This is a genomic window from Streptomyces sp. CS113, assembly GCF_002188365.1.
In the GTDB taxonomy this organism is placed as follows: Bacteria; Actinomycetota; Actinomycetes; order Streptomycetales; family Streptomycetaceae; genus Streptomyces; species Streptomyces tendae.
Genome location: NZ_KZ195574.1, coordinates 8,424,886 through 8,448,824, shown reverse-complemented (window position 1 = coordinate 8,448,824; position 23,939 = coordinate 8,424,886). Strand labels below are relative to the sequence as shown.

The window sequence follows — 23,939 nt, the reverse complement described above, 5'->3', positions numbered from 1 at the left end:
ACGCGACGACACGGGAGAGCCATGACCATCGAGTACGCCACACGCTACCGGCGCGCCTCACGCATACCCGCCGAACCGGGCAAGCCGTACTTCGTCGAGAAGGGCGAGGGAGACCGTGCCCATCTGTTCGGCGACCTGATCACGATCTACGCCGGCGGGGAGCAGACCGAGAACACCTTCAACTTCTTCACCGTCGAGGGTCCCAAGGGCGACATCATCCCGGCCCATCTGCACACCGACACCCACGAGGTCTTCTACGTCACCCAGGGCGCGGTCCGCCTGTTCGTCGAGGACACCGAGGGCGATCAGCAGGAGAAGCTGCTCACCCCGGGCGACTTCGGCTTCGTGCCCAAGAACTGCCGTCACGCCTACCGCATGGAACGCCACCACAGCCAGGTCGTCGGCGTCGCCGCCGGCCCGGGCGGCACCTTCGAGCGCTTCTTCGAGAGTCTCGGTACGCCCGCCGACGCCCTCGGACTGCCGCCCGAGCCCTACGTGCCCGAGCCGGAACGATTCGCCACCGTGCCCCGGCAGTACGACGTGCGGTTCCTCCCCGACCACCAGTGGCACACTCCGTGACGGCGGGACAACGCCCCCTGCGGGACCTGATCGCCGCGCCCCGCCCGGACGTCGCGCCGCTGCCTCCCGCGGCGCGCTGCGCGTCGGGCATCCGGGTGCTGCGGGGTGTCCCCTTCGCCGAACACGCGGGAAGCAGGCCGCTGGAACTGGACCTGTGGCTGCCCGAGAACACCGGCCGGGAGGCGCTTCCCCTGGTGCTGTTCGTGCACGGCGGCGCCTGGCGGCGCGGCCGACGCGACGACATGGGCATGCGGACCCGGGAATGGGACCCCGGACCGTTCGCGCGGATCGCCGCGGCCGGTGTCGCCGTGGCCTGCGCCGACTACCGGCTCAGCGGCGAAGCGCACTTCCCCGCGCCGGTCGACGACCTGCGCACCGCACTGCGCTGGCTCGGCCTGCGCGCCGCCGAACTGGACCTGGACATGGAACGCACGGTGGTGTGGGGCGAGTCGGCGGGCGGACACCTGGCCTCCCTCCTGGCCCTCACGCCGCACAGCGGGCCGGCCCCCGTCGCCGCCGTGATCTGGTACGGGCCGGCCGATCTGACCACCGCACGCGGCCCGTTCGATCCGCAGTCGTCCACCACACCGGAGGCCCTGCTGCTGGGCGGAGCCCCGGCATCCCGCCCGGACCTCGCGCGGGATGCCAGCCCCCTGGCGCACGCGCACCCGGGCGCGCCCGCCTTCCTCCTCGTCCACGGCGAGGAGGACAGCATGGTCGCGTGCTCGCACAGCCGGGATCTCGCCGCGCGGCTGGACGAACTGGGCGCACCGGTGCACCTGCGCACCGTGCCCGGCGCGGACCACGGCTGGCACGGCGCGACTCCTGCCACGGTCGAGGACGTCTTCGACCAGTCACTGCGGTTCACCAGGCGCTGCACCCGGCGCGGCACCGGGGACGCCGGGGACCGGTAGCGTCAGTCCAGGACGAAGGTGCCACCGGCGGTGGTCGCCAGGCCGGGTCCGAAGGCGGCCGCCGGCGTCCAGGCCCCCGGTGCGCCGGCCCCGTCGGCCAGCAGCTCGGTGACCGTGACGGTGACCTCCGTCGTGAAGTCCATGCCCTCCCCCGCGCGCAGCCATCCCTCGCGCCGGGTGCCGTCGGCCCACTCCACGACGGCGTGCCCCCAGGAGTGCTCGCGCGGGCGGGGCGCGGCCTTGGCCGTGACGCGCCCGAGCCGGGCCACGGCACGGCGTCGCAGCGCCGGGACGGACAGCAGACGGCCCACCAGCGGGAGCAGGGCACGCAGGAGCGGAGTCGTCGGCGCGAGGGCGGACGTGGCGGTGACGTACGGTGCTCCGCTGACCGCGTGCGCCGCGACCAGCTCTCCGGACGCGACACCCGCCGACTTGGCCGACGTCCCGTCCGGGAAGGCGAGTCGCCGGGGGTCGGCGCCCAGGCGTGCGGGCACCGGGCGTCCGTTCTCGTACCGCCGCCCGCCCTCGACGAGCGCGTCCACGATGCCGGTCGCGAGGGCGGCGCCGAGCGCTCCCGCCTCGACATCCACCGAGGCCACGGAGTCGACCCGTACCCGGTGCGGCGCGGGGCGCTCCTCGCACAGCTTCGCCACCACCGACTCCGTCGCCAGCACCCCGAATCCGGCGCCGGTGACCAGGACGCTGCCCGCCCGTTCCGCCTCGTCGCGCAGGGCGAGCAGCCCTTCCACGGCGACCACGTCGTTGGCCTGGTCGACGTAGTGGCCGCCGCCGGACATGCAGGCCCGGGCGATCACCGGTGCCGTGGTGGCGTAGTCGCCCATCGTGTTCACCACCACCCGCGGGCGTCCGCGGACGATCTCCTCCGCGATGCGCTCCGCCGAGTCGGCGACGACGACCTTCGCGTCCGGGGGCAGACCGGCCTCGGCACCCGCGGCGGCCATCCGCTCCCGGCTGCGCCCGACCGGTACGACCGTCACCCCCCGTGCGGCCAGCCGCGCGGCCACGCCGCGGCCCACCCGACCGGTCGCCCCGACGATCCACACCTCGTCGCTCCGCCTGTTCCCGCTCGTCGCCCCGCTCGTCGCCCCGCTGGCCGTCGCCCTTGCCCTGCCGGTGTCGGTCATGTCTGCGTCCCTGCCTGCTCCGGATGGCACCGGGGACGGACCCCAGTGATGACACTCTGTGCCATGAGTCCAGGCTAGCACCGACGACACAGCGAGACATCACCTGTTAGAGTCACCCCATGGCCAGATGGGATCCGGGTGCCGAGCAGCGCCTGAAACGGGCGGCTCTGGAGCTGTACCGGGAGCACGGCTACGACAACGTGACGATCACCCACATCGCCGAGCGGGCCGGACTCACCCGGCGCTCCTACTTCCGCTACTTCCCCGACAAGCGCGAGGTCCTGTTCGGCGGCTCGGAGCGTCTGCCCCCGGCCCTGGCCGAAGCCGTCCTGGCGGCGGACCCGGACGCGGCTCCGCTCACCGCCGTACTCGACGCCATGTCCCGCGTCGGCACCGAGCTCCTGGAGCAGGTGCAGGACGTGGCGGAGCGCCGGGCGGTCATCGACGCCAGTCCCGAACTGCAAGAACGCGAACGGACGAAGGCGGCCGCGGTCACCCGGGCGCTCCGCGACGCCCTGGTCCAACGGCGGGTGGAGGCCGACACGGCCGAACTCGTCGCTCAGCTCGCCGCGGTGGCCTTCGGCCACGCCTTCCGGCAGTGGGTCGACGGCGAGGGGCGGACGAGCTTCGGCAGCTGCCTGGACGCGGTGACCGGGCGGCTGCGGGCCGCCCTCGCGGAAACCTGAGCGGCGGCGGGATCCCGCCCGGCGCGTCGGACCGCGCGACGACGCGGGGCCGGGTGCGCCACCACGGCGCACCCGGCCCCCGGCCGCCGGTCGACCCGGCGGGTCAGCGCAGACCGGCGAAGAGGTCCTTCTCCGGCAGGGGCGCACCGGTGGTGTCCCGGACCCGTACGAACGTCTCCATGCCCATCAACTCGCCGAACCTCTCCTTGCCCATCCTGAGGAAGAAGATGTTCTCGCCCTGACTGGCGTGCGCGGCCAGTGCGTCGAACTTCTGGCCGCTGAACGCGGTGGTGTCGACCCAGGTGGTGATCTCGTCGTCGGGGAGCCCGATCTCGGCCATCGCGGCGGCCTCGGCGGGGTCCGGCTCCGGCATGTCCGGCTCGAACTCGCGCATCAGCTCACCGAAGCGCGCCATCATCGAGCGGGGCGCCGTCGTCCAGTACACCTTCGGCGTCAGCTCGGTCATCTCCAGGGCCGCCATCGTGATGCGGTGGGCCTGAATGTGGTCGGGATGCCCGTAGAAGCCGTTCTCGTCATAGGTGACGACCACATCGGGCCGGTAGTGCCGCATGAGTTCCGCGAGCCTCGCGGCGCCTTCCTCCACCGGGGTCCGCCAGAAGGACCCGGGGGCGTCGTTGCTCGGCCAGCCGGCCATCCCGGAGTCGGCGTAGTCCAGCATCTCCAGATCACTGATCTTCAGGACCTCGCAGCTGCCCTCGAGTTCCTGACGCCGCATCAGGGCGACGGCCGCCGGATCGTGACCGGGATCGCCCGGCTTGACACCCCCCGGCCCGTCACCGCAACCGCCGTCGGTACAGGTCACGAGTACCGTGCGGACGCCCTCGGCCGCGTACCGGGCCAGGACGCCGCCCGTTCCGGTGGCCTCGTCGTCGGGATGGGCGTGAACGGCCATGAGTGTCAAGGGTCGGTTCGTCATGGGAAGAATCCTCCTGCGGACATACGTCTCGCTCCGGGAACGGCGGGTGGGGCGGGGTGCGGCGGTCCCGGGCACGGGCGCCGGTCCCCGCCCGTGCAACAGCGGGGGCCGGCTCCGCTGTTCCCGACCGCGCCCGTACCCGGCCGTGTCAGACGACGGGCTGCTGGGCGTCGCCCGGGTGGTCGAGGCCCATGACCTGCCGGCCGAGGAACGGGGACCTCCAGGCGCCCGTGCCCCGGTAGAGGTAGTTGCCCGACGGGCCGAAGGCGGCGAGGTCGCTCCTGCCGTCGCGGTCGGCGTCGCCGACCGCGACGAGGTGGGTGTACGGACCCCATCCGCCGCCGATCCGCGAACGGGACGCGAACGTGCCGTCGCCCTTGCCCAGGTAGAGCCAGAGGACGCCGTCCTTGTCCCGGGCGATCAGGTCCCCGGCCGCCGCTCCCCCGATGTTCCCGACCGCCGTCAGGTCGTTGTAGACGCCCCAGCCCCCGCCCACCCTCTTGCGGGCCAAGAAGGGTGCGGTGGCGTTGCCGGTGCCGGGGTAGAGCCACAGGACACCGGAGCGGTCGGTGGCGAGGAGGTCGTTCCTGCCGTCTCCGGTCACGTCGGATCCGCCCGTGATCCTGTCGTAGACCTGCCAGCCGCCGCCGACCCTGGTCCGGGTGGCGAAGCCGCCGCGTCCGTCGCCCCGGTACAGCCACAGGACGCCGGACGTGTCCCGGGCGACCAGGTCGCCCACCGGCGACCCGCCGATGTCGCCGGTGGCCTCGACACGGCCGTAGACGTTCCAGCCGCCGCCGACGAGGGCCTTGTCCTCGCCCTCCGTCAGCTGTCCGTCGTTGAGGCGCGTGCTGAAGTAGGTGTCGCTGCGCCAGAGCCGGCCCGCGGAGTCCCGGGTGAGCACGTCGGGGGTGCCGTTGTCGTTGAAGTCGTGCGGCTGTGCCTTGCGGGCGACGGTGAAGGTGCCCTCGGCGGTGGCGGCCGGGCCGATGCCGTTGAGGGGCCTGGCGACGACTTCCCAGGTGTAGGCGCCGTTGGGGGCGGCCTCGAACCCGTCGCCGATGTGTCCGCCGTCCCAGTCCAGCGTGACGGAGGGGGTGGAGGGGTGCGTCTCGGTGACGACGAGGGCCTTCCCGGTCCGTACGTGGCGCAGCGTGATCCGCGCCTCCACACTGCTCCGGGAGAGGTCCCAGCGCAGGGACGCCGATCCGCCGTTCTCGTCGAGGTCGACGACCGCGGGCACGGAGTTGCCGGTGATCTCGACCTTCGTGGGTGCTCCCGCGCTCGCCACCCGGGTGACGACGGGCGGCGCCCCGTCAGCGCTCGCGGTGATCTTGTACAGGCCCTCGCCTTCGGCGACGCTGCCGCCGCGCACGTAGAGGCCGTCGGGAGCGGCGGCGGACGAGGTCAGGTGGTCGAGCAGCTGCACCGACCGGCCGGTGTCCGGGTCGTGGGCGGTCACCGCGTACAAGGGGTTCTCGTCGCCGCCGGTGAGGCCGCCGGCCTCCCCGAGGACGATCCAGCCGCCGACCAGGCCCACCTGGAGGTCGCTCGCGTACGCGTGCGCGACCGGGATCTGCCTGACCACGTCGGTGGCACGGTCCAGGAGGAACACCTCGGGGGTGGCCGTGCCGTCGTTCTCGGTCCAGACGACCTGCGTGCCGGAGACGGCGACGTCCCCTCCGGTGGAGCCGGGGGTCCGCTCGTGCACCTCGTGGACGGCGCCCGTCGCGAGGTCGAGCAGAGCCCACTTCTGCCGCGCCCCGTCGGTGAAGGTGAGCAGGGCGTCGTCCGGGGTGCCGGGAGCGACTGCGAGCCCCTTCGCACCGGCCGGAAGGCCGGTGACGGTCCGCGCGCCCTCCCGGCCGTGGATGTGCTGGCGCAGCGTCAGGGCGCCGTCCGCCTCGACGGTGGTGAAGACCGCGTCCGCCGCCGAGCCGGCGTAGCGGGGTTCACCGGGCCGGTCCCCGACGAAGATCTCGGACGACGACGACGTCTTGAGGTTGCGCTGCTGGATCCTGACACTGCCCACGAAGACCAGGTAGTCCGCCGTCCGCGTCGAGCGCAGGTGGGTCCGGGGCGAGTAGACGCTCCCGAGACCGTCCGTGTACCGCGTCCAGCGCTTGTCGAGGGAACCGTCGGTCGCGGTCAGGAAGCCGGTCAGTCCGGCGTCGACCAGCCTTGCGTCCTTCAGGAAGGGCATGAGGACGGCGTCTTCGGCCGCCGGGCCGGCACTCACCGCCGCCGGGGCGGCCGAGACGGGCACGGACAGGACACCGCCGGTGACGGTGAGGACGGTGGTGACGGCGACGGCGAGTCTGCGTGGGGTGGATCGGGCCAGCGGCACGTGCGGTTCCTCCTGCTGCGTCAGGCGCACCATGCGCCTCACTGCATAGGACGCGCGGCGGACCGAATGGTTGTACGCCTGCTCGGGACACCGGTGCGCAGGACGATCGCGGCGCCGCCTCTGTCCGTCGTCGGCCGGGCAGGCGGCGTTCAGCTCGGCGCCATCGGGCGGTCGGCGCGGGTGAGCAGCATGCGGGCTGATCCCCTTCCGTCACCCGGTCCGTGGAGCCCCGATGAGCACGCAGGAACAGAGCAGTGGTCGCCGTCACCCCGACAGACGCGGGGTGTTGCGTGCGGCGGTGGCCGTACCGGCGGCCGGTGCCGTGGTCGCCGGTACGGCCACCGGCCCGGCCCGAGCGGCCGAGGCGGCCGGGCGGTCCGGCGGCGCGTTCGACGCGGACAGTCCGCGGTTCGCGCTGGCGGTGCTGCCCGACACCCAGTACCTGTTCGACGCCGACAGCGCGGACCCCGCCCCGCTGCGGGCGACGTTCCGCCACCTCGTCACCGAGCGGGCCGCGGCCAACATCGCGTTCATGACGCACCTCGGCGACGTGACCGAGCACGGCAGCGAGGACGAGATCGCACTCGCGGCCGACACCTTCCGCGTCCTGCACGGCCGGGTCCCGTACAGCGTGCTCGCGGGCAACCACGACATCCCGTCGTCCACCGACGACCAGCGGGGCGACTCCGCCTACCTCTCCGCGTTCGGGCCCGACCGCTACCGGTCCATGCCGACGTTCGGCGGTGCCTCGCCGGACGGCTACAACAGCTACCACGTCCTGCGGGCCGGCGGCCGGCAGTGGCTGATCCTCGCCCTGGACTGGCGGATCTCCGGCCGGGGAATGGCGTGGGCGCAGGGGGTGCTCGACCGGCATCCGACCCTGCCGGCGGTGCTGACCACGCACGACATCGCCTGGTCCGGGGACGACGGCGAGGCCCGGCTGTCCGACCACGGCCAACGCCTGTGGGACGGTCTGATCAAGGGCAACGACCAGATCTTCCTGGCGCTGGGCGGGCACTACTGGCCGCCCGGGCGCACGGTGCTGACCAACGACGCGGGGCACGACGTCCACGTCCACATCACCAACTACCAGGACCGCTACTACGGCGGCGCGGGAATGATCCGCACCTACGGCTTCGACCTGGTGCGCGGGGTCGTCGACGTGGAGACGTTCTCGCCCTGGTTCCTTGCCCGCGACCCCGCGGCGCGTTCTCCGCTGGCCGCCGAGACACTCGAACTCACCGGTCCCGCCGACCGGTTCACCCTCGCCGTCGACTTCGACGAGCGCTTCGCCGGCTTCGCCCCCAGGCCCGTGCCGAAGCCCCGGCCGGCCCGGGCGGTGATGCCCCGCGGCACGCTCGCCTACTGGCGCTTCGACGCGTCGGGAACCGACGCGGCCCAGCGGCCGGGTGCGCCCCTGCCCGACGGCACCGTGGTCAAGGACCTCACCGGCCGCGGAAACGACCTGACGGTGCGTCGGCTGCACGCCAGTGGCGCCGACGCGCTCACCTGGTCGCGGGACCACCACCGCGGTCAGCCCGCGCACGCCAGCCTCCGCTTCGACGGCGGTCAGGGCCCCGACCGCGGCGCCGTCCTCAGCACCGCCGCCGGGGCGGCCCTGAACAGCGAGAAGTTCCCGCGCGGATACACCATCGAGACCTTCGTCCGGCTGCCCGAGCCGTTCGAGGGCAACCACGACTGGATGGGCATCCTCAGCTGGGAGGGCCGCAACGGCGACGCGGGCAAGACGACGGGCTGGTCCCCGCTGGAGCCGACGTGCAGCCTCAACCTCTCCCCCGAGCGGTTCCTCCAGTTCGTGGTCTACCCGCACCGCCAGGACGCCGACCCCACGTCGTGGAGCCATGCGGTGCCGGTCGGGCGCTGGATGCACATCGCCGTCGTCAACGACGGCCGCCGCACCGTGATGTACGTGGACGGATCGAAGATCGCCCGCAATCCCGCCCAGCCGTCGACCGGCATCGCCACGCTCGGCAAGCCCTTCGTCCTGGGCGGCACGCAGTTCGACGAACGCTTCGGGCAGGGCTTCTACGGCTGGATGGGCGACACCCGGATCGTCGGGCGTCCCCTGCCGGTGCGGGAGTTCCTCACTCCCCCGGAGTGAACGGCGTCACGGTGGCTCCCGTGGGATCGTCCGGGCCCGGCGTGACGGGCAGCGGCCCCAGCGACTCGCCCTCCCAGAGCAGCGCCCGCCATCCCTGCTCGGGCGAACCGGTGAGGATGACGATCCCGGTGTTCGCCAGGGGGTGCCGCTTGGCGTAGTCGACGTCCACGTTGTCGGCGCGCGCCGCGACCCACATGCGGATCGCGGCGCCGTGGCTGACCAGCGCCGCGGTCCGCGCACCGCCCTCGTGGGCCTCGGCGACGACGGCGTCGAAACGGGCGAGTGCCTCCACCCCGTTCTCGCCGCCGGGCATGCGGAGCTGCACGTCCCCCGCGGACCAGGCGAAGGCGGTGTGCATGTACGTGTGTGCCGCCTCGTCGTCGCCGCGCATCTCCAGATCGCCGGCGGTCAGCTCCCGGATACCGGCCCGGACCCGCACCTCCAGTCCCCTCGCCGCGGCGAGGGGGGCGGCGGTCAGCTGCGTGCGCACCAGCGTCGACGCGTACAGCGCGTCGATCCGCTCCGACGCCAGTGCGTCGGGCAGCGCCGCCGCCTGTTCCTGGCCGAGGGCGGTCAGGCCCGGGCCCGGCTCGGCGGTGTCCAGGAGGTGCTTGAGGTTGGACGGAGTCTGACCGTGCCTGACGAGCAGGAGACGCATGCGGCGGGGACCTTCCGGGGGACGACGGGGGACGACGGGGCCTCTCCACTGTGCCACGCGCCCCCGGTGTCCTGGGTCTGAGCGCTTCTCCTTCCGGGACGCGGGCCCGGTGGTCAGGCCGGTGCCGGGGTCACGCCGGGTCGACGCGGGAAACCGTGCCCCCGAGGGCGAGGACGTACAGCTCGCCGTCGCCGCCCTGGGCGAAGGACACGACCTCGCCGCCGTTCATCCCGAGGTCGTGCGCGGCGGTCACCTCGCCGTTCTCGATCTCCAGGGAGCGCAGGGTGCCGTCGCAGTAGTCGCTGTAGACGTACTGCCCCGCGAGGTCCGCGATCGCCCCGCCGCGGTACACGTATCCGCCGGTGACCGAGCAGCCGAGGCCGGTGCGGTCGTACTCGTGGATCGGCGGAACGTGGTTGGCGGGTTCGGTGCCGCCGCGGAACGGGTGCGTGCCCTCCATCTGCGACCAGCCGTAGTTCTCGCCGCCCGCGCTGCTCGCGGGCGCCCGGTCGATCTCCTCCCATTCGCTCTGACCGACGTCGCCGATGAACAGGTCGCCCGTCGCGGAGTCGAAGGAGAACCGCCACGGATTGCGCAGGCCGTACGCCCAGATCTCGCCCTTGGCGGCCGGGTCGCCGGCGAAGGGGTTGTCCTCCGGGATCGCGTACGGATCGCCGCCCTGGGGGTCGATGCGCAGCAGTTTGCCGAGCAGGGTGTCGAGCCGCTGGCCGTTGCCCTGGGGGTCGCCGCCGCCTCCTCCGTCGCCGAACGCGATGTAGAGGTGGCCGTCGGGGCCGAACTTGATGTCGCCGCCGTTGTGGTTGGACTCGGACTGCTCCTGGGTGAGGACGGTGCGCCGGGTGTCCTCCCGGACCGTGCCGTCCTGGACGGCGAACTCGTCGATGGTGCTGGTGCCCTGGAGGTCGGTGTAGGAGAGGTAGAGGTGTGCGAAGTCGCGGTCGAAGGCCATGCCGAGCAGGCCGCGCTCACCGTCGGTGGTGGTCTCGTCGGAGATGTCGAGCACGGGTTCGCCCAGCCCGTCGTCGTCGAGGACCCGGACGGTGCCGGCTCGTTCGGCGATCCAGACCGTGTCGTCGGGCCCCGCGGCACCGGCCGTCGGGTTCTGCGCCCGGGCCACCTCGGTGAGCAGGACCCGGGGCGCGTCCTCGGGGGTGGTGCGGGACTCGTCGGCGGATGCCGTGGCCAGGGCCAGGGATCCGACGAGCCCGAGTGTGCCGATGATCGCCGAAATTCTGGTGCGAACGTTCACCATGGCCTCCCGGAGGCGGTGAGTGGGGGGAAGTTCCGTCGCCGGCGCCACCGAGGATACGGGGCCCTGCCTTTCTGGCCTAGACCAATACAGGCTTCTTTTGTTCGCAGCGGGCCCCTCCAGGGACCGTCCTGCCGAGACTGCCGAGGGTGCACAGGGGCCGCGTCCCCTCCCGCGTCCCCTCCCCCTTCGCCTCCCGCACGGCCTCGACGGCGTCGCCCGCTGCGCGTTCCGTGTCTCGGCATCGGTCCGTCCCTCCAGTCGTGCGTGGGCCGGCCACTGCGCACGCGTGCGACCGGCGCCGGGCCCGAACTCGTCGGACCCGGCGCGGGGCAGGCCGGCCCGGCCGGCCGGGTCAGCCGCTCGCCAGGGTGAAGGTCTGCGCGGCGGACTGCGTACACGGCTGCTGGGACAGGCGGGCGCCGTTCGCGGTGGAGGCACCGTCGACGCTCAGGCACTTGGCGCTGTGCCGGGCGACGAAACGGTACCCGCCCGCGGTGCCGGCCGGCTCGGGGCGCCACTGCTGGTTGGTGGCGCCCACGTGGTCCCACAGGTGGACGCGGGTTCCGTCGGCGGTCGCGCCGGGTCCGCCGTCGACGTCCCAGACCTTGCCGTTGTGCCGGTTGACGACCTGGTAGTAGCCGTCACCGGTGGGACGAAACTGCCAGGACTGGTTGGCGCCGCTGCCGCAGGCCCACTGCTGGAGGGCGGTGCCGTTGGCGGTGCCCCAGTCGGCGGCGTCCAGGCACGCGGCGCTGCCGCTGCCCACCACGTGGTACCAGGCGCCCGGGTCGATCGGGCCGGTCGGCTCGCCGCCGGTGCCGCTCCACACGAAGGTGGCGACGGCTCCGGCCGGCAGGGTGTACGCGAGCGACCGGCCGCCGTCGGTGAGCGAGAAGCGCTGGGAGCCGGCGGCGGTGTTGACCACGTAGGCGACACGGGAGCCGTCGGGGTTCTGGAAGGCGACGTTCTGCACGCCCGCGGCCCCCTGGCTGGCGGAGCCGATGCGGGTGGCGCCGGGCTCGACGAACTTGCTGACGTGGCCGAGCACGTAGTACTCGGCGTTGCGGGTCACGTTGCCGCCGGCGATCTCGACCACGCCGTTGCACCGGTCGGCGCAGTGTCCCTGGTGGGGGCCGCCGTTCTGGTCCAGGGCGAGGTTCCAGGTGAGGACCGTCTCGCCGCCGTGGCGGAAGTTCTGGACGACCAGGTTCTCGGCCTGCCAGCGCAGGCTGTCCGCGAAGGTCCGGGTCCTGTCGGAGCTGTCGGTGCCGGAGCACTCGGTGAAGAAGACGCGCTTGCCCGCGTCGACGACCTGCTGCTGCGCGGAGACCTGACCGCCGTAGCAGTGGAAGGCGGCGCCGATGACGCGGCTGATGCCCGCGGTGCGGGAAAAGACGTCGAGGGGGTAGTTCGGGTGGTCCCAGTTGTGGTCGTAGGCCAGGACGTTCGTGGGCAGCCCCGCGGCGGTGAGTTTCATCGAGGACCTTCAGGAAGTCGGCCTGCTGCGCCGCGGTCATCGACATCGACGGGTAACTGGTCGCGAACTCCGGCTCGTTCTGCACCGTGAGGTCGGTGAGCGCGATGCCCTCCTGACCGTAGGCCTTGATCGCCCGGACCAGGTAGTCGGCGTACGCCCCGTAGTGCTCCGGCGCGAGGCTGCCGCCGTTGAGGGAGTTGCCGCTCTTCATCCAGGCCGGTGGGGACCAGGGTGTGCCCATGAAGCGGATCCGCGGGTTCACCGCGGTGGCCTGCTTGAGGACGGGGACGATCTCGGCCTTGTCCCGGTCGATGGAGAACCGGCCGGGGGTGTCCTCGTAGGAGTGGGGGGCGTTCGTCGCGTCGAAGTCGGTGCTGCCCAGCGGTTGCCGCAGGTAGTTCAGCCCGATGCCGTCGCCGGCGGTGGAGAACAGCGACCGCATCAGCTCGCCGCGCCGGTCCGCGGGCAGGCTCTGCACGAGGTGGGCCGAGGCGCCCGTCACGGAGGCGCCCGCGCCGGTGAACCGCTGGCCCCTGGCGCCGGCGTCGATCCGGATGTCGACGGGCTGCGGACTGTCGGTGAAGGGCACGCCGCCCTCGGCCGTGAGCCTCTTGGCGCCGTCCGGCGTGGTGACCCAGACCTGGGCGACGGGATCGGCGGCTCGGGCGTTCCCGGTTCCCGCGAGGCCGAGGCCGGTCAGGCCGGCGAGGACCAGGGCGACGACGGCGGTGGCGGACCGGGCGGTGGGGGGACGGGTTCTCGTACGGATCGACACGGTGCGGAACTCCTTCGCCTCGATGCGGGGTGGACCGGCGCGCCATGAAAGCATACTTACTAAGTACTTAGTAAGTGGTCTGCATCACATCTGCCCGGCCGGGACGAGGCATCCGGCCACGGGGACGCAGGCCGGGCGGGCGGCGGCCCGGAACGTAGGCTGTCGCCCGTGAGCGACCGATCAGTGGGCAGGCCCACGCGCAGACCGAAGGCCGGGCCCCGCACTCCACGCAGCCCCGAGGCCCTGCGGCGTCAGCAGGAGATCCTGAGCATCGCCACGGACACCTTCGCCGCCCGCGGCTACAACAACGCCTCGCTGGCGGAGATCGCCGACCGGGCCGGGCTGACCCAGGCCGGTGTCCTGCACTACTTCCGCTCCAAGTCGCTGCTGCTCACCAGCGTGCTGGAACTCCGCGACGAGCAGGACATCGAGCAGTTGGGCACGGAACGCCCGCACGGACTGGCGTTCCTGCGCCATCTCGTCGACACGGCCCGGCGCAACGCCGAACGGGAGGGCATCGTCCGGCTGTACGCCGTCCTGTCCGCCGAGTCCGTCACCGACGAACATCCCGCGCAGGCCTACTTCCGCGACCGCTACACCGGACTGCGCGCCTTCGTCACCGACGCGCTGACCGAGGCCTGCGGCCTGGCCGAGGCCGACGCGGTCCGGGCGGGGCACGCGGCCAACGCCGTCATCGCGGTCATGGACGGACTCCAGGTCCAGTGGCTGCTCGATCCCGGCGCCGTCGAGATGGCCGCGTCCACGGACCTGGTGATCCGCTCGCTGCTGGGGACGCTGGCACCCGAGCGTTTCTCCGCCGAAAAGGATTGGACGGGGCGGGGGCCGCACTTGTAGCTTGCGGTGGACCGTGACACCGCCCGAGGAGGTGAGACCCATGAACGCAGTATCGACGTGGGTGCTCCCCCTTTCCGTCATGGCCGGCGACTGACACAGGTGTCGCCGGGAGCGCCTCGACCACCAGGCACTCCCGAAGGGCAACACCCATGAATTCTGGGCAGTTCACCGCCGAGCCGTCGTCGACCGACACGGCCGGGCGCGCGTTCGATGTGATCATCGCCGGTTGCGGACCGACCGGCGCGATGCTGGCCGCCGAACTGCGGCTGCACGATGTGCGGGTACTCGTGCTGGAGAAGGAGACCGAGCCCGCGTCGTTCGTCCGCATCGTCGCCCTGCACATGCGCAGCATCGAGCTGATGGCCATGCGCGGACTGCTGAACCGTCTGCTGGAGCACGGCAGACGGCGTCCGGTCGGCGGGCTCTTCGCCGCCATCCCCGCCCCCGCGCCCAAGGACCTGGATTCCGCGTACGCCTGGCTGCTGGGCATTCCGCAGCCGGTGCTCGTCCGGCTCCTCGAAGAGCACGCGGTCGCCCTGGGGGCGCGGGTCCGGCACGGCGGCGCGGTCGCCGGTTTCGAGCAGGACGACGACGGCGTGACCGTGGAGCTGGCCGACGGCGAACGGCTGCGTACGCGCTACCTCGTCGGCTGTGACGGCGCTCGCAGTACGGTGCGCAAGCTGCTGGGCGTCGGCTTCCCCGGCGAGCCCTCGCGGAACGAGACGCTGATGGGCGAGATGGAAGTGGGTGTGCCGCCGGAGGAGATCGCCGCCGGGGCAGCCCGGGTCCGCGAGACCGGGCAGCGGTTCTGGCTGCGCCCCTTCGGCGCGGGGGTCTACAGCATCGTGGTCCCCGCGGCGGGCGTCGGCGATCGCGCGGTCGCTCCCACCCTCGACGACTTCAGGCAGCAGCTGCGTGCCGTGGCCGGCACCGATTTCGGTGTGCACTCCCCGCGTTGGCTGTCCCGCTTCGGGGACGCCACCCGGCTGGCCGAGCACTACCGGGTCGGCCGGGTGCTGCTGGCCGGCGACGCGGCACACATCCATCCGCCCACCGGCGGTCAGGGGCTCAACCTGGGCGTTCAGGACGCGGTCAACCTCGGCTGGAAACTGGCCGCGCGGATCGGCGGCCGGGTGCCGGACGCCCTGCTGGACACCTACCAGGCGGAGCGCCGGCCGGTCGCCGCGGACGTGCTGGACAACACCCGCGCGCAGATGGAACTGCAAGCCGCCGAACCGGGTCCGCGGGCCGTGCGCAGGCTGCTCACCGAACTGATCGACATCGACGAGGTGAACCGCCGCCTGACCGAGAAGATCACCGCGGTCGGCATCCGCTACGACTTCGGCGAGGGCCCCGACCTGCTCGGCCGCCGCATGCCGGACGTCGACGTGGCCGGGGGCAGCCTGTACGGCCTGCTGCACCGCGGACGCGGCCTGCTGCTCGACCGCACCGGACGACTGACCACCGGCGGCTGGTCGGACCGGGTCGATCACCTGGCGGACCCCACAGCGGCGCTGGACGCACCGTGCGTCCTGCTGCGGCCGGACGGCCATGTCGCCTGGGTCGGCGACGACCAGCGGGACCTGGAGGGGCACCTCTCCCGCTGGTTCGGCGAGCCCGCCGGCTGACGCGCTCCCGGCGGCTGACGCGCTCCCGGCGGCGGCCCAAGCGGCCGCCGCTCAGCGGGACGGCTGGACCTGGTCGAAGACGGCGAGGGCCGCGGCGGGGTCCGGACTCACGAGGCGTTCCAGACCTGCCGCCGTGATCCTGGCCCACCGTTCGGCCCGTGCCCACATCCGTTGCTCGAAGGCGCGGACCGCCTCGTCCCGGTCCGCGGGGCCGGAGGCGACGACGGTCTCGGCGAGCTCGGCGCCCTCCAGCAGGGCGAGGTTCGCGCCCGCCCCCAGGGGAGGCATCAGATGGGCGGCGTCGCCCAGGAGCGTCACCCCGGGGACATGGGTCCAGGTGTGGGACACGGGCAGGACGTACAGGGGGCGGTGGACGAAGCCGGTGCCGTGGCGCAGGAGGTCGAGGAGGGGAGCGGTCCAGCCGTCGAACAGCGTCAGCAGACTCGACCGCACGGCGTCGGGGTCCGCCGCATCGAGGTGCCTGTGCCAGTCCGACGGCGCACGGAACTGGGCGTACACCTTGACGTGGCCGCCACTGTTGCGCTGGGCGACGAGCGCCCGGTTCACGCCGTACGCGGCCAGGGAACCGTCGCCGACCAGGCGGCCGAGGTCGGGGTGGCGGGTGTCGATGTCGTCCAGGGAGGTCTCGACCGCGGTGACGCCGGTGTAGTGCGGCGTCACCGGCGAGAGGGCCGGGCGGGTGCGGGACCGGGCGCCGTCCGCGCCGACCACGAGGTCGAACGTCTCCCGCCGCCCGTCCTCGAAGTGGACCCGTACCCCGTCCCGGGCTCCCGGCACCACCTTCGCCACGCCCCGCCCCCACCGGACGTCGAGGGGGCCTAGCAGGAGGTCGCGGAGGTGTCCGCGGTCGATCTCGGGATTGGCCCGTTCGTCCGGACCCGGTCGCCAGTCGCGCAGCACGGTCCCGTCCGGGTCCAGGATGCGCATGGCCTGCCCCTCGGGGCGGGACAGCGCCTGGAACTCCGCGAGCAGCCCCGCCTTGTCCAGGGCCAGCCGGCCCAGCCCTTCGTGCAGGTCGAGGGTGCCGCCCGGCGGGCGGGCGTCGAGGGCGGGATCGCGTTCGAGGACGGTGACGGGGTGGCCGTGGCGGTGCAGCACACGGGCGAAGGCAAGTCCTGCGGGGCCGCCGCCGACCACGGCGATACGCTGTCTCATGTCGATACACTGTATTTTCTCGCTACGGTGTATCGCAACAGTACGCTGGGATCATGACTGTCTGGGACCGGCCGGAGCCGCCGCATCGCCCCGTTCCGCTCGACCGGGAGCGGATCGTCGCCGCCGCGGTCGCGCTGGCCGACGAGGGCGGGCTGGCGGCGGTGTCCGTACGCAAGGTGGCCGCCCGGCTGGAGGCCGGCCCGATGCGGCTGTACGGACACATCTCCACCAAGGACGAGTTGTTCGACCTCATGGTGGACGCGGTGTACGCCGAGATCCTGCCCGAGGAGCGGCCCGGTGACTGGCGGGAGGCACTGTACGGTCTCGCCCACCGCACCAGGCAGGCCGCGCTGCGGCACCCCTGGCTGGCGGACCTGCTCGGCGGCCGGCCGGCCCTGGGCCCGAACGGCCTCGCCGTGACCGAGGCCACGCTGGCCGCCCTCGACGGTCTCGCCGACGTCGACACCGTCATGCGCGCCGTGGAGACGGTCAGCGCCTACTTCACCGGCGCGATCAGGCGCGAGGTCGCGGAACTGCGGGCGGAGCGCGACACGGGCCTGTCCAAGGCCGAGTGGCAGCGCGCCCGCGGCCCGCACGTGACCCGGACCCTGGCCACGGGCCGGTTCCCGGCGCTGGCCAGGGCCGTGCACGAGGGCACGCACGTGGACGCGGAGACGTCCTTCACGACCGGCCTCGACTGGGTGCTCGACGCCGTGGCCGCCCGACTCATCTGACCGGCATGGCCCACGAGACCGCGGGAGAGGACGGCGAAGCCCACGGGACGGCCGTCCGCGCCGGACCGTACGGCACACCCGCCCTCAGCGGAGCGGGGCCGAAGCGGCGGGGACGGGCAGCAGCCGGTAGCCGTCCGCGTGGCGGACGACACGGCCGGCGGTGGGCGGCGCGAAGTGGGTGCCGAGGACGAGGGTGTCCGTGCCCGCGAGCGAGCCGAGCAGTTCCCGGCGGGAGGCCTCGGACCGTCCGGGGTCGATGTCGACGCAGGCGCCGACGGCGGGGTGGGCGAGCTGGACGGGGTGATGGACGCAGTCGCCGGTGATCAGGGCCGTCCGGTCGCGGCTGGACAGCTCGACGGCGACATGGCCGGGCGTGTGCCCGGGGGTGGGAACCAGACGCAGGCCCGGGACGGCCTCCACTCCTTCGGCGGGGACGTCGACGAGGTCGAGCAGCCCCGCCTCCTCCACCGGGTGGACGGAGTCGCGGAACATCTGCCTGCGCGCCTCCTCCATGTCGTACCCGGCCCAGAACTCGCGCTCGGTGCGGGAGGTCAGGTAGCGGGCGTTGGGGAAGGTGGGGACCCATTCCCCGTGCTCCTGCCGGGTGTTCCAGCCGACGTGGTCGGCGTGCAGGTGGGTGAGGACCACCAGGTCGACGGAGTCCGGGGGGAATCCGGCGGCGGTGAGCCGCTGGAGGAAGTCGGTGTGCAGGTCGTGCCAGGCGGGGTTGGCCCGCTCCTTGCCGTTGCCGATGCCGGTGTCCACGAGGACGCGCGACCCGCCGACGGTGAACGCGAAGCTGTGGCTGTCGATGCGCAGGGTGCCCTCGTCGTCGGCGAAGTGGGGGCGCAGCCAGGGCTGCCCGGCGACGAGGTCCTGGGTGGCGCCGGGCAGCAGCCAGGCTCCGGTGGCGGCCGGCAGGGCGACCTCGTCGATGCGGTGGACGGAGACGTCTCCCACCGTCCAGTGGGGAACGGCGGTCTGGTCGGTGGCCGGAGCGGTGCTCATGATCGGTCGCTTCCTTCTGGCTGCGTGTCGGTGGGAACGAGACCTTGGTGCGCTAAACGCTAGGAGTTTGCGTTTAGCCACCGTAGAACCTACAGTCCGTCTAACGCAAACAGTTAGCTTTTACCGAGGCCGGCTCCGAGCGGCGCGGCTGTCACCCCGCGCCCCGAACCCGAACCCGGCCTCGAACCCGAACCCCAACCCGAACCCGAAGAGAGAACCCCGTGCCCTCCTGCGAACCCACCCCGCCGGAGGCGGCCCGCTGGGCCGCCCGCGCCGGACTTCCGTTGCCCGCGGACCGCCACGCCGCCGTCGCGGCCACCGCCCAGCACATCCACTCCGTCGTCGCCGTGCTGCGCGAGCTGGACTTCGCCGACACCCCGCCCGCCACCGCCTACCGCGCGGAACAGGAGACGCACGATGCAGCCGTATGAACTGACGCTCGGCGCGGCCGCCGAGGCCGTGCGGACCGGGCGCCTGTCCCCCGTCGAGCTGGTGGACTCCGTCCTGGAGCGCATCGGGCGGACGGAGCCGCACCTCCAGGCCTACGTCACCGTCACCGCGGAACATGCCCGCCGGGCCGCGCGCGCGGCCCAGGACGACATCGCGGCCGGCCGCCACCGCGGCCCGTTGCACGGCGTTCCGATGGGCCTCAAGGACCTGATCGATGTCGCCGGGATCGCGACGTCGGCCAGTTCGCGGGTCCGTGCCGGCCACCGCGCCGAGGCGAGCAGCACCGTCGCCGCCCGGCTGGAGGCGGCCGGCGCGGTCCTGCTCGGCAAGACCCACACCCACGAGTTCGCCTACGGGCTGACCACCCCGCAGACCAGCAACGCGTGGCACACCGGCCGGGTGGCCGGCGGGTCCAGCGGCGGATCCGCCGTCGCCGTCGCCGCGGGGGCCGCCACCTTCGCCCTGGGCACCGACACCGGCGGTTCGATCCGGGTGCCCGCCGCACTGAACGGGGTCGTCGGCCTCAAGCCGACGTACGGCCTCGTCCCCCGGCACGGCGTCACGTCCCTGTCCTGGTCACTGGACCACGTCGGCCCGATCACCCGCACCGTCGAGGACGCCGCGCTGGTCCTGGCCGCCCTGGCCGGACACGATCCCCGCGACCCCGCCTCCCTGACCGCACCCGCCACGCGGTACCGGCCGGCCGCGGGCACCGACCTCACGGGGCTGCGCGTCGGCGTGCCGCGCAATTACTACTTCGACCACGTCGACCCGGAGGTGGAAGCCGCCGTCCGGGACGCCATCGACCAGCTCGAAGCACTGGGCGCGCGCCTCGTCGAGGTCGAGATCCCCATGACGCGCTACATCCAAGCCACCCAGTGGGGCCTGATGGTGCCCGAGGCCACCGCCTACCACGAACGCACCCTGCGCACCGTCCCCGAGCTCTACCGGGCCGACGTGCGCGTCCTGCTGGAGGCCGGTGAACTGATGCCCGCCGGTGACTACCTGCGCGCGCAGCGCTCGCGCACCCTCATGCGGCGGGAGTGGGCGGCTCTGCTGCGGGAGGTGGACCTGGTCGCCGCCCCCACCGTCCCGGCGACCGCCGTCGAGGCCGGGCAGGAGACGATCACCTGGGCCGACGGCACGGCCGAGGCCGTGTCCGACGCCTATGTGCGCCTGTCGTCCCCGGCCAACATCACCGGCGTGCCGTCCCTGTCCCTGCCCGTCGGTCACGACACGACGGGCCTCCCTATCAGCATGCAGCTGCTCGGCCGGCCGCTCGGCGAGCACGTGCTCCTGCGGGTCGGTCACGCCTACGAACAGACCCGGCCCGCCCGCCGGCTCGCACACGTCGCGTGAACGAGACGCCACCCCTAGAGGCAATACTTTTGCTTTAGGCTGGTGCTCATGAGCAGGCAGATGGTGCGTCCCGGCGGGCGCAGCGCCCGGGTGCAGGCGGCGGTGCACGGCGCCGTGCGCGAGCTGGCCTCCGAGGTGGGGCGGGACGCCCTGACCGTACCGCTGGTCGCCCGGCGCGCGGGCGTGACACCGTCGACGATCTACCGGCGCTGGGGCGACCTCCAGGAACTGCTGTCGGACGTCGCGGTCGAGCGCCTCCGCCCCGACACCGCGCCCAAGGACCACGGCGCCCTGTACGCCGACCTGGCGGCCTGGGCCGAGCAGTTCCTCGACGAGATGGCCTCCCCCACCGGCCGCTCCTACATCCGCGACGCCCTGCTCGGCGACCCGGACGGCAGCAACGCCGGGCAGTGCTCCGCCTACGCCGCCGAGCAGCTCGGGACCGTCCTCACCCGCGCGGCCGGACGCGGGGACGACCCGCCCGACGTCGAGACCGTCATGGACCGCGTCGTCGCCCCCTTGATGTACCGCATCCTCTTCCGCCCGGACGGGCTCGACGCCCCGTACGCGCACCGGCTCGTCGCGGAGGTCCTGGGGCGGACCGCCCGCTGACCGGCGGCGCCCCCGCGACGTCGGCCGTCTCTCTCCCCCACGCGCTGCCGCCCGCCTTCGAAACGCTGGCGGAGCGCATCAGGGATCAGTGTTCCCGGTGCCCCGCCGCCCTCCAGTGGGTACGGAACCCGGCAACACCGCCTCGACGAGAGACTGGACATGACTGGACACGAATCCGCTCACCACCCGCCGCAACGCGTCGGCGTCGTCGCCGAGTCCCTGCCCGGGGAGACCCGCGTCGCGGCGACGCCCTCGACGGTCCGCCTGCTGCTCGGCCTCGGCTACGAGGTCGTCGTCGAGCCCGGAGCCGGCGCGGCCTCCGGGTTCGACGACGCGGCCTACTCCGCGGCGGGAGCGAGTCTCGGCGGAGCCTGGGCCGCGGACGTCGTGCTCAAGGTCAACGCGCCGTCCGACGCCGAGATCGCCGAACTGCGCGCGGGGACGACGCTGGTGGCCCTCGTCGCACCGGCGCAGCGGCCCGAGTTGCTCGAGGCGCTCGCCGCGCGGGACGTCACGGTGCTCGCCCTGGACGCGGTGCCGCGGATATCGCGGGCGCAGTCGATGGACGTGCTCAGCTCCATGGCGAACATCGCCGGGTACCGGGCGGTGATCGAGGCGGCGCACGTCTTCGGGCGGTTCTTCACCGGTCAGGTCACCGCGGCGGGCAAGGTGCCGCCCGCGAAGGTCCTGGTAGCCGGGGCCGGGGTAGCGGGGCTGGCCGCCATCGGGGCCGCCTCCAGCCTGGGCGCGATCGTGCGGGCGACCGATCCCCGGCCCGAGGTCGCGGACCAGGTCGCGTCGCTCGGCGGCGAGTACCTGCCGGTGCACGCCGCCCAGGAGAGCGGTACCGACGGCTACGCCAGAGCGACCACCGCGGACTACGACCGGGCCGCCGCCGAGCTGTACCACGCGCAGGCCCGGGAGGTGGACATCGTGATCACCACCGCGCTGATCCCGGGCCGCCCGGCACCCCGGCTGCTGACCGCCGAGGACGTGGCCGCGATGAGACCGGGCAGCGTCGTCGTCGACATGGCCGCCGCCCAGGGCGGCAACGTCGAGGGGACCGTCCCGGGCCGGAGCGTGGTGACCGGCAACGGCGTGACCGTCATCGGCTACACCGACCTGGCGTCGCGGCTGCCCGCCCAGGCGTCCCAGCTGTTCGGCACCAACCTGGTCAATCTGCTCCGGCTGCTCACCCCGGGCGGGGACGGCCGGATCGTCATCGACTTCGACGACGTGGTGCAGCGGACCGTGACCGTGGTCCGCGCGGGCACGGTCACCTGGCCGCCGCCTCCGGTTCCCGTGTCCGCGGCCCCACCTCCCACCGCGCCGGCGGCGGCGTCCGCCGCCGCACCGGTGGGCGCGAGAGCGCCCAGGATCACCCCGGCGGGGCGCTTCGGCCTCATCGCCCTCGGCATGCTGGCGACCTTCCTGCTGGTCGCCTTCGCTCCGGCCCAACTGGCGGAGAACTTCACGGTGTTCGCACTGGCGGTGGTCATCGGCTACTACGTGATCGGCAAGGTCCACCACTCCCTGCACACGCCGCTGATGTCGGTGACCAACGCCATCTCGGGAATCGTGGTGATCGGTGCCCTCGTGCAGATCGGGCACGAGAGCACCCTCGTCACCGTGCTGTCCTTCGTGGCGATCCTGCTGACGAGCGTGAACATCTTCGGAGGTTTCGCCGTCACCCGCCGCATGCTGTCCATGTTCTCGAGAGGCGAGCCCCGATGACGTCCATGACCGCCTCCCGCGCCGCCGACCTGGTGGCGGCCCTGCTGTTCGTCCTCAGCCTCGCCGGTCTCTCCCAGCACCGGACGTCACGCGCCGGCGTCGTCTACGGCATCGTGGGCATGGCCCTCGCCCTGGTCGCCACCGTCGTGGTCTCGGCGCGGAGCGTCTCCGCCGGGCCGGTCGCGCTGATCCTGCTCGCCACGGTGATCGGCGCCGCGGCGGGCCTGTGGCGGGCGCGGCGCGTGGAGATGACGCAGATGCCCGAACTGATCGCGGTGCTGCACAGCTTCGTCGGTCTCGCGGCCGTCCTGGTCGGCTGGAACAGCTACCTGGAGGTCGAGGCCCACGGATCGCGGGGCCGGATCGCCGCCGATCTGATCCGCATCCACCACGCCGAGGTGTTCATCGGCGTCTTCATCGGCGCGGTCACCTTCACCGGCTCCGTGGTCGCCTATCTGAAGCTGTCCGGGCGGATCAAGTCCCGGCCACTGACGCTGCCCGGCAAGAACGCCCTCAACCTGGGCGCGCTGGCCCTGTTCGTGGTGCTCACGGTCTGGTTCACCGTCAGTCCGGGTCTCCCGCTGATGGTGGCGGTCACGGTGCTGGCGCTCGCCCTGGGCTGGCATCTGGTGGCCTCCATCGGCGGGGGCGACATGCCCGTGGTCGTCTCGATGCTCAACAGCTACTCCGGGTGGGCCGCGGCGGCGGCCGGGTTCCTGCTCGACAACAACCTGCTCATCGTCACCGGGGCACTGGTCGGTTCCTCCGGTGCGTATCTGAGCTACATCATGTGCCAGGCGATGAACCGCTCCTTCCTCTCCGTGATCGCCGGTGGCTTCGGCATCGAGGCCCCGCCGGGCGGCGACGACGAGCAGGGCGAGCACCGCGAGATACGGGCGCACGAGGCGGCCGAACTGCTGGCGCGGGCGCGGTCCGTGGTGATCACCCCCGGTTACGGCATGGCCGTGGCGCAGGCCCAGCATCCGGTCGCGGAGCTGACCCGGCGGCTGCGCGAGCGCGGGGTCGAGGTGCGCTTCGGGGTCCACCCCGTCGCCGGGCGGCTGCCCGGGCACATGAACGTGCTGCTGGCCGAGGCGAAGGTGCCGTACGACATCGTCCTGGAGATGGACGAGATCAACGACGACTTCGCCGACACCTCGGTCGTGCTGGTCATCGGTGCGAACGACACGGTCAACCCCTCGGCGACCGAGGACCCCGCCAGTCCGATCGCGGGTATGCCGGTGCTGCGGGTCTGGGAGGCGGAACAGGTCGTCGTCTTCAAGCGCTCGATGGCCTCCGGCTACGCGGGCGTGCAGAATCCGCTGTTCTTCCGGGAGAACAGCAGCATGCTCTTCGGCGACGCCAAGCAGAGCGTCGAGGACATCCTGCGGGCCCTCGGCCCCGAGACCGGCCGAGAGCCCGCCGCCCCCGTACGGGGGGTGACGGCGGCGCGGTGACGCGGATGCTCAG

At 73.0% G+C, this 23,939-nt stretch carries 19 protein-coding genes and 1 pseudogene; 12 read left to right on the top strand and 8 right to left on the bottom strand.

Annotated features, from left to right (window positions below; translation table 11 throughout):
* Positions 1 to 21: 21 nt before the first annotated feature.
* Together B9W62_RS38210 and B9W62_RS38205 are read left to right on the top strand one after the other, a co-directional pair.
* Complete coding sequence (locus tag B9W62_RS38210; RefSeq protein ID WP_087811481.1) at positions 22 to 579, top strand: quercetin 2,3-dioxygenase; 558 nt, start codon at positions 22 to 24, stop codon at positions 577 to 579.
* Complete coding sequence (locus B9W62_RS38205; protein ID WP_087811480.1) at positions 576 to 1,493, top strand: alpha/beta hydrolase; 918 nt, start codon at positions 576 to 578, stop codon at positions 1,491 to 1,493. The genes B9W62_RS38210 and B9W62_RS38205 overlap by 4 nt, the downstream gene beginning before the upstream one ends.
* 2 nt (positions 1,494 to 1,495) lie before the next feature.
* Here the strand turns inward: B9W62_RS38205 and B9W62_RS38200 are convergent, their stop codons facing one another.
* Positions 1,496 to 2,638, bottom strand: a complete 1,143-nt coding sequence (locus B9W62_RS38200; protein ID WP_087811479.1) for a saccharopine dehydrogenase NADP-binding domain-containing protein — start codon at positions 2,636 to 2,638, stop codon at positions 1,496 to 1,498.
* A gap of 119 nt (positions 2,639 to 2,757) precedes the next feature.
* On the opposite strand from B9W62_RS38200, the gene B9W62_RS38195 reads away from it, so the two are divergent.
* On the top strand, positions 2,758 to 3,324 hold the full coding sequence (locus tag B9W62_RS38195) for a TetR/AcrR family transcriptional regulator (RefSeq protein ID WP_087811478.1): 567 nt from the start codon (positions 2,758 to 2,760) through the stop codon (positions 3,322 to 3,324).
* Positions 3,325 to 3,427: 103 nt separating this feature from the next.
* Here the strand turns inward: B9W62_RS38195 and B9W62_RS38190 are convergent, their stop codons facing one another.
* Together B9W62_RS38190 and B9W62_RS38185 are read right to left on the bottom strand one after the other, a co-directional pair.
* Positions 3,428 to 4,261 (bottom strand): PIG-L family deacetylase, encoded by an 834-nt coding sequence (locus tag B9W62_RS38190; RefSeq protein WP_087811477.1) that lies wholly within the window; start codon positions 4,259 to 4,261, stop codon positions 3,428 to 3,430.
* Between the two features lie 148 nt (positions 4,262 to 4,409).
* Positions 4,410 to 6,641, bottom strand: coding sequence for a VCBS repeat-containing protein (locus B9W62_RS38185; protein ID WP_256976718.1), 2,232 nt, complete (start codon positions 6,639 to 6,641; stop codon positions 4,410 to 4,412).
* A gap of 199 nt (positions 6,642 to 6,840) precedes the next feature.
* On the opposite strand from B9W62_RS38185, the gene B9W62_RS38180 reads away from it, so the two are divergent.
* A complete protein-coding gene (locus tag B9W62_RS38180) occupies positions 6,841 to 8,730 on the top strand; it encodes a LamG-like jellyroll fold domain-containing protein (protein WP_087811476.1) in 1,890 nt (629 codons plus the stop codon).
* On the opposite strand, the gene B9W62_RS38175 is transcribed toward B9W62_RS38180, so the two are convergent.
* The 3 genes and pseudogenes from B9W62_RS38175 to B9W62_RS38165 all read right to left on the bottom strand — a co-directional run bounded on the left by B9W62_RS38175 (position 8,714) and on the right by B9W62_RS38165 (position 12,853).
* Positions 8,714 to 9,388: a histidine phosphatase family protein gene (locus tag B9W62_RS38175; RefSeq protein ID WP_087811475.1), complete on the bottom strand. Its 675-nt coding sequence runs from the start codon at positions 9,386 to 9,388 to the stop codon at positions 8,714 to 8,716. The genes B9W62_RS38180 and B9W62_RS38175 overlap by 17 nt on opposite strands.
* 130 nt (positions 9,389 to 9,518) lie before the next feature.
* Complete coding sequence (locus tag B9W62_RS38170) at positions 9,519 to 10,658, bottom strand: PQQ-dependent sugar dehydrogenase (RefSeq protein WP_179236196.1); 1,140 nt, start codon at positions 10,656 to 10,658, stop codon at positions 9,519 to 9,521.
* Between the two features lie 355 nt (positions 10,659 to 11,013).
* Positions 11,014 to 12,853 (bottom strand): annotated as a pseudogene (locus tag B9W62_RS38165) (RICIN domain-containing protein).
* 228 nt (positions 12,854 to 13,081) lie between these two features.
* Between B9W62_RS38165 and B9W62_RS38160 the strand changes: the two are divergent.
* Both B9W62_RS38160 and B9W62_RS38155 read left to right on the top strand, forming a co-directional pair.
* Positions 13,082 to 13,768: a TetR/AcrR family transcriptional regulator gene (locus B9W62_RS38160; protein ID WP_087811473.1), complete on the top strand. Its 687-nt coding sequence runs from the start codon at positions 13,082 to 13,084 to the stop codon at positions 13,766 to 13,768.
* A gap of 149 nt (positions 13,769 to 13,917) precedes the next feature.
* Complete coding sequence (locus B9W62_RS38155) at positions 13,918 to 15,396, top strand: FAD-dependent monooxygenase (protein ID WP_087811472.1); 1,479 nt, start codon at positions 13,918 to 13,920, stop codon at positions 15,394 to 15,396.
* A 51-nt stretch (positions 15,397 to 15,447) separates the two neighbouring features.
* Here B9W62_RS38155 and B9W62_RS38150 read toward each other — a convergent pair whose 3' ends face one another.
* On the bottom strand, positions 15,448 to 16,572 hold the full coding sequence (locus B9W62_RS38150; protein ID WP_087811471.1) for an FAD-dependent oxidoreductase: 1,125 nt from the start codon (positions 16,570 to 16,572) through the stop codon (positions 15,448 to 15,450).
* A 53-nt stretch (positions 16,573 to 16,625) separates the two neighbouring features.
* Between B9W62_RS38150 and B9W62_RS38145 the strand changes: the two genes are divergently transcribed.
* Positions 16,626 to 17,306 (top strand): TetR/AcrR family transcriptional regulator, encoded by a 681-nt coding sequence (locus tag B9W62_RS38145; RefSeq protein WP_087811470.1) that lies wholly within the window; start codon positions 16,626 to 16,628, stop codon positions 17,304 to 17,306.
* 84 nt (positions 17,307 to 17,390) lie between these two features.
* On the opposite strand, the gene B9W62_RS38140 is transcribed toward B9W62_RS38145, so the two are convergent.
* Positions 17,391 to 18,314: an MBL fold metallo-hydrolase gene (locus B9W62_RS38140; protein ID WP_087811469.1), complete on the bottom strand. Its 924-nt coding sequence runs from the start codon at positions 18,312 to 18,314 to the stop codon at positions 17,391 to 17,393.
* A 221-nt stretch (positions 18,315 to 18,535) separates the two neighbouring features.
* Here B9W62_RS38140 and B9W62_RS38135 point away from each other — a divergent pair, with 221 nt between their 5' ends.
* From B9W62_RS38135 to pntB, 5 genes are all read left to right on the top strand, one after another.
* Positions 18,536 to 18,745: a hypothetical protein gene (locus B9W62_RS38135; protein WP_087811468.1), complete on the top strand. Its 210-nt coding sequence runs from the start codon at positions 18,536 to 18,538 to the stop codon at positions 18,743 to 18,745.
* Entirely contained in the window at positions 18,732 to 20,123 is a 1,392-nt protein-coding gene (locus tag B9W62_RS38130) for an amidase (RefSeq protein ID WP_087811467.1), read from the top strand. Before B9W62_RS38135 ends, B9W62_RS38130 begins: the two co-directional genes overlap by 14 nt.
* 48 nt (positions 20,124 to 20,171) lie before the next feature.
* Positions 20,172 to 20,735: a TetR/AcrR family transcriptional regulator gene (locus tag B9W62_RS38125; RefSeq protein ID WP_179235879.1), complete on the top strand. Its 564-nt coding sequence runs from the start codon at positions 20,172 to 20,174 to the stop codon at positions 20,733 to 20,735.
* A 159-nt stretch (positions 20,736 to 20,894) separates the two neighbouring features.
* A complete protein-coding gene (locus tag B9W62_RS38120; protein WP_087811466.1) occupies positions 20,895 to 22,469 on the top strand; it encodes a Re/Si-specific NAD(P)(+) transhydrogenase subunit alpha in 1,575 nt (524 codons plus the stop codon).
* Positions 22,466 to 23,926: a Re/Si-specific NAD(P)(+) transhydrogenase subunit beta gene (gene pntB, locus B9W62_RS38115; protein WP_179235878.1), complete on the top strand. Its 1,461-nt coding sequence runs from the start codon at positions 22,466 to 22,468 to the stop codon at positions 23,924 to 23,926. Before B9W62_RS38120 ends, pntB begins: the two co-directional genes overlap by 4 nt.
* The last annotated feature ends 13 nt before the right edge of the window (positions 23,927 to 23,939 follow it).

Excerpts from the sequence above, each read along its gene's own strand:
- B9W62_RS38180 (WP_087811476.1), top strand. The coding sequence starts at position 6,841 with ATGAGCACGCAGGAACAGAGCAGTGGTCGCCGTCACCCCGACAGACGC.
- B9W62_RS38155 (WP_087811472.1), top strand. The coding sequence starts at position 13,918 with ATGAATTCTGGGCAGTTCACCGCCGAGCCGTCGTCGACCGACACGGCC.
- B9W62_RS38200 (WP_087811479.1), bottom strand. The coding sequence starts at position 2,638 with ATGACCGACACCGGCAGGGCAAGGGCGACGGCCAGCGGGGCGACGAGC.
- B9W62_RS38210 (WP_087811481.1), top strand. The coding sequence starts at position 22 with ATGACCATCGAGTACGCCACACGCTACCGGCGCGCCTCACGCATACCC.
- B9W62_RS38145 (WP_087811470.1), top strand. The coding sequence starts at position 16,626 with ATGACTGTCTGGGACCGGCCGGAGCCGCCGCATCGCCCCGTTCCGCTC.
- B9W62_RS38190 (WP_087811477.1), bottom strand. The coding sequence starts at position 4,261 with ATGACGAACCGACCCTTGACACTCATGGCCGTTCACGCCCATCCCGAC.
- B9W62_RS38120 (WP_087811466.1), top strand. The coding sequence starts at position 20,895 with ATGACTGGACACGAATCCGCTCACCACCCGCCGCAACGCGTCGGCGTC.
- B9W62_RS38130 (WP_087811467.1), top strand. The coding sequence starts at position 18,732 with ATGCAGCCGTATGAACTGACGCTCGGCGCGGCCGCCGAGGCCGTGCGG.
- B9W62_RS38195 (WP_087811478.1), top strand. The coding sequence starts at position 2,758 with ATGGCCAGATGGGATCCGGGTGCCGAGCAGCGCCTGAAACGGGCGGCT.
- B9W62_RS38140 (WP_087811469.1), bottom strand. The coding sequence starts at position 18,314 with ATGAGCACCGCTCCGGCCACCGACCAGACCGCCGTTCCCCACTGGACG.
- B9W62_RS38125 (WP_179235879.1), top strand. The coding sequence starts at position 20,172 with ATGAGCAGGCAGATGGTGCGTCCCGGCGGGCGCAGCGCCCGGGTGCAG.
- B9W62_RS38175 (WP_087811475.1), bottom strand. The coding sequence starts at position 9,388 with ATGCGTCTCCTGCTCGTCAGGCACGGTCAGACTCCGTCCAACCTCAAG.
- B9W62_RS38150 (WP_087811471.1), bottom strand. The coding sequence starts at position 16,572 with ATGAGACAGCGTATCGCCGTGGTCGGCGGCGGCCCCGCAGGACTTGCC.
- B9W62_RS38185 (WP_256976718.1), bottom strand. The coding sequence starts at position 6,641 with ATGGTGCGCCTGACGCAGCAGGAGGAACCGCACGTGCCGCTGGCCCGA.
- pntB (WP_179235878.1), top strand. The coding sequence starts at position 22,466 with ATGACGTCCATGACCGCCTCCCGCGCCGCCGACCTGGTGGCGGCCCTG.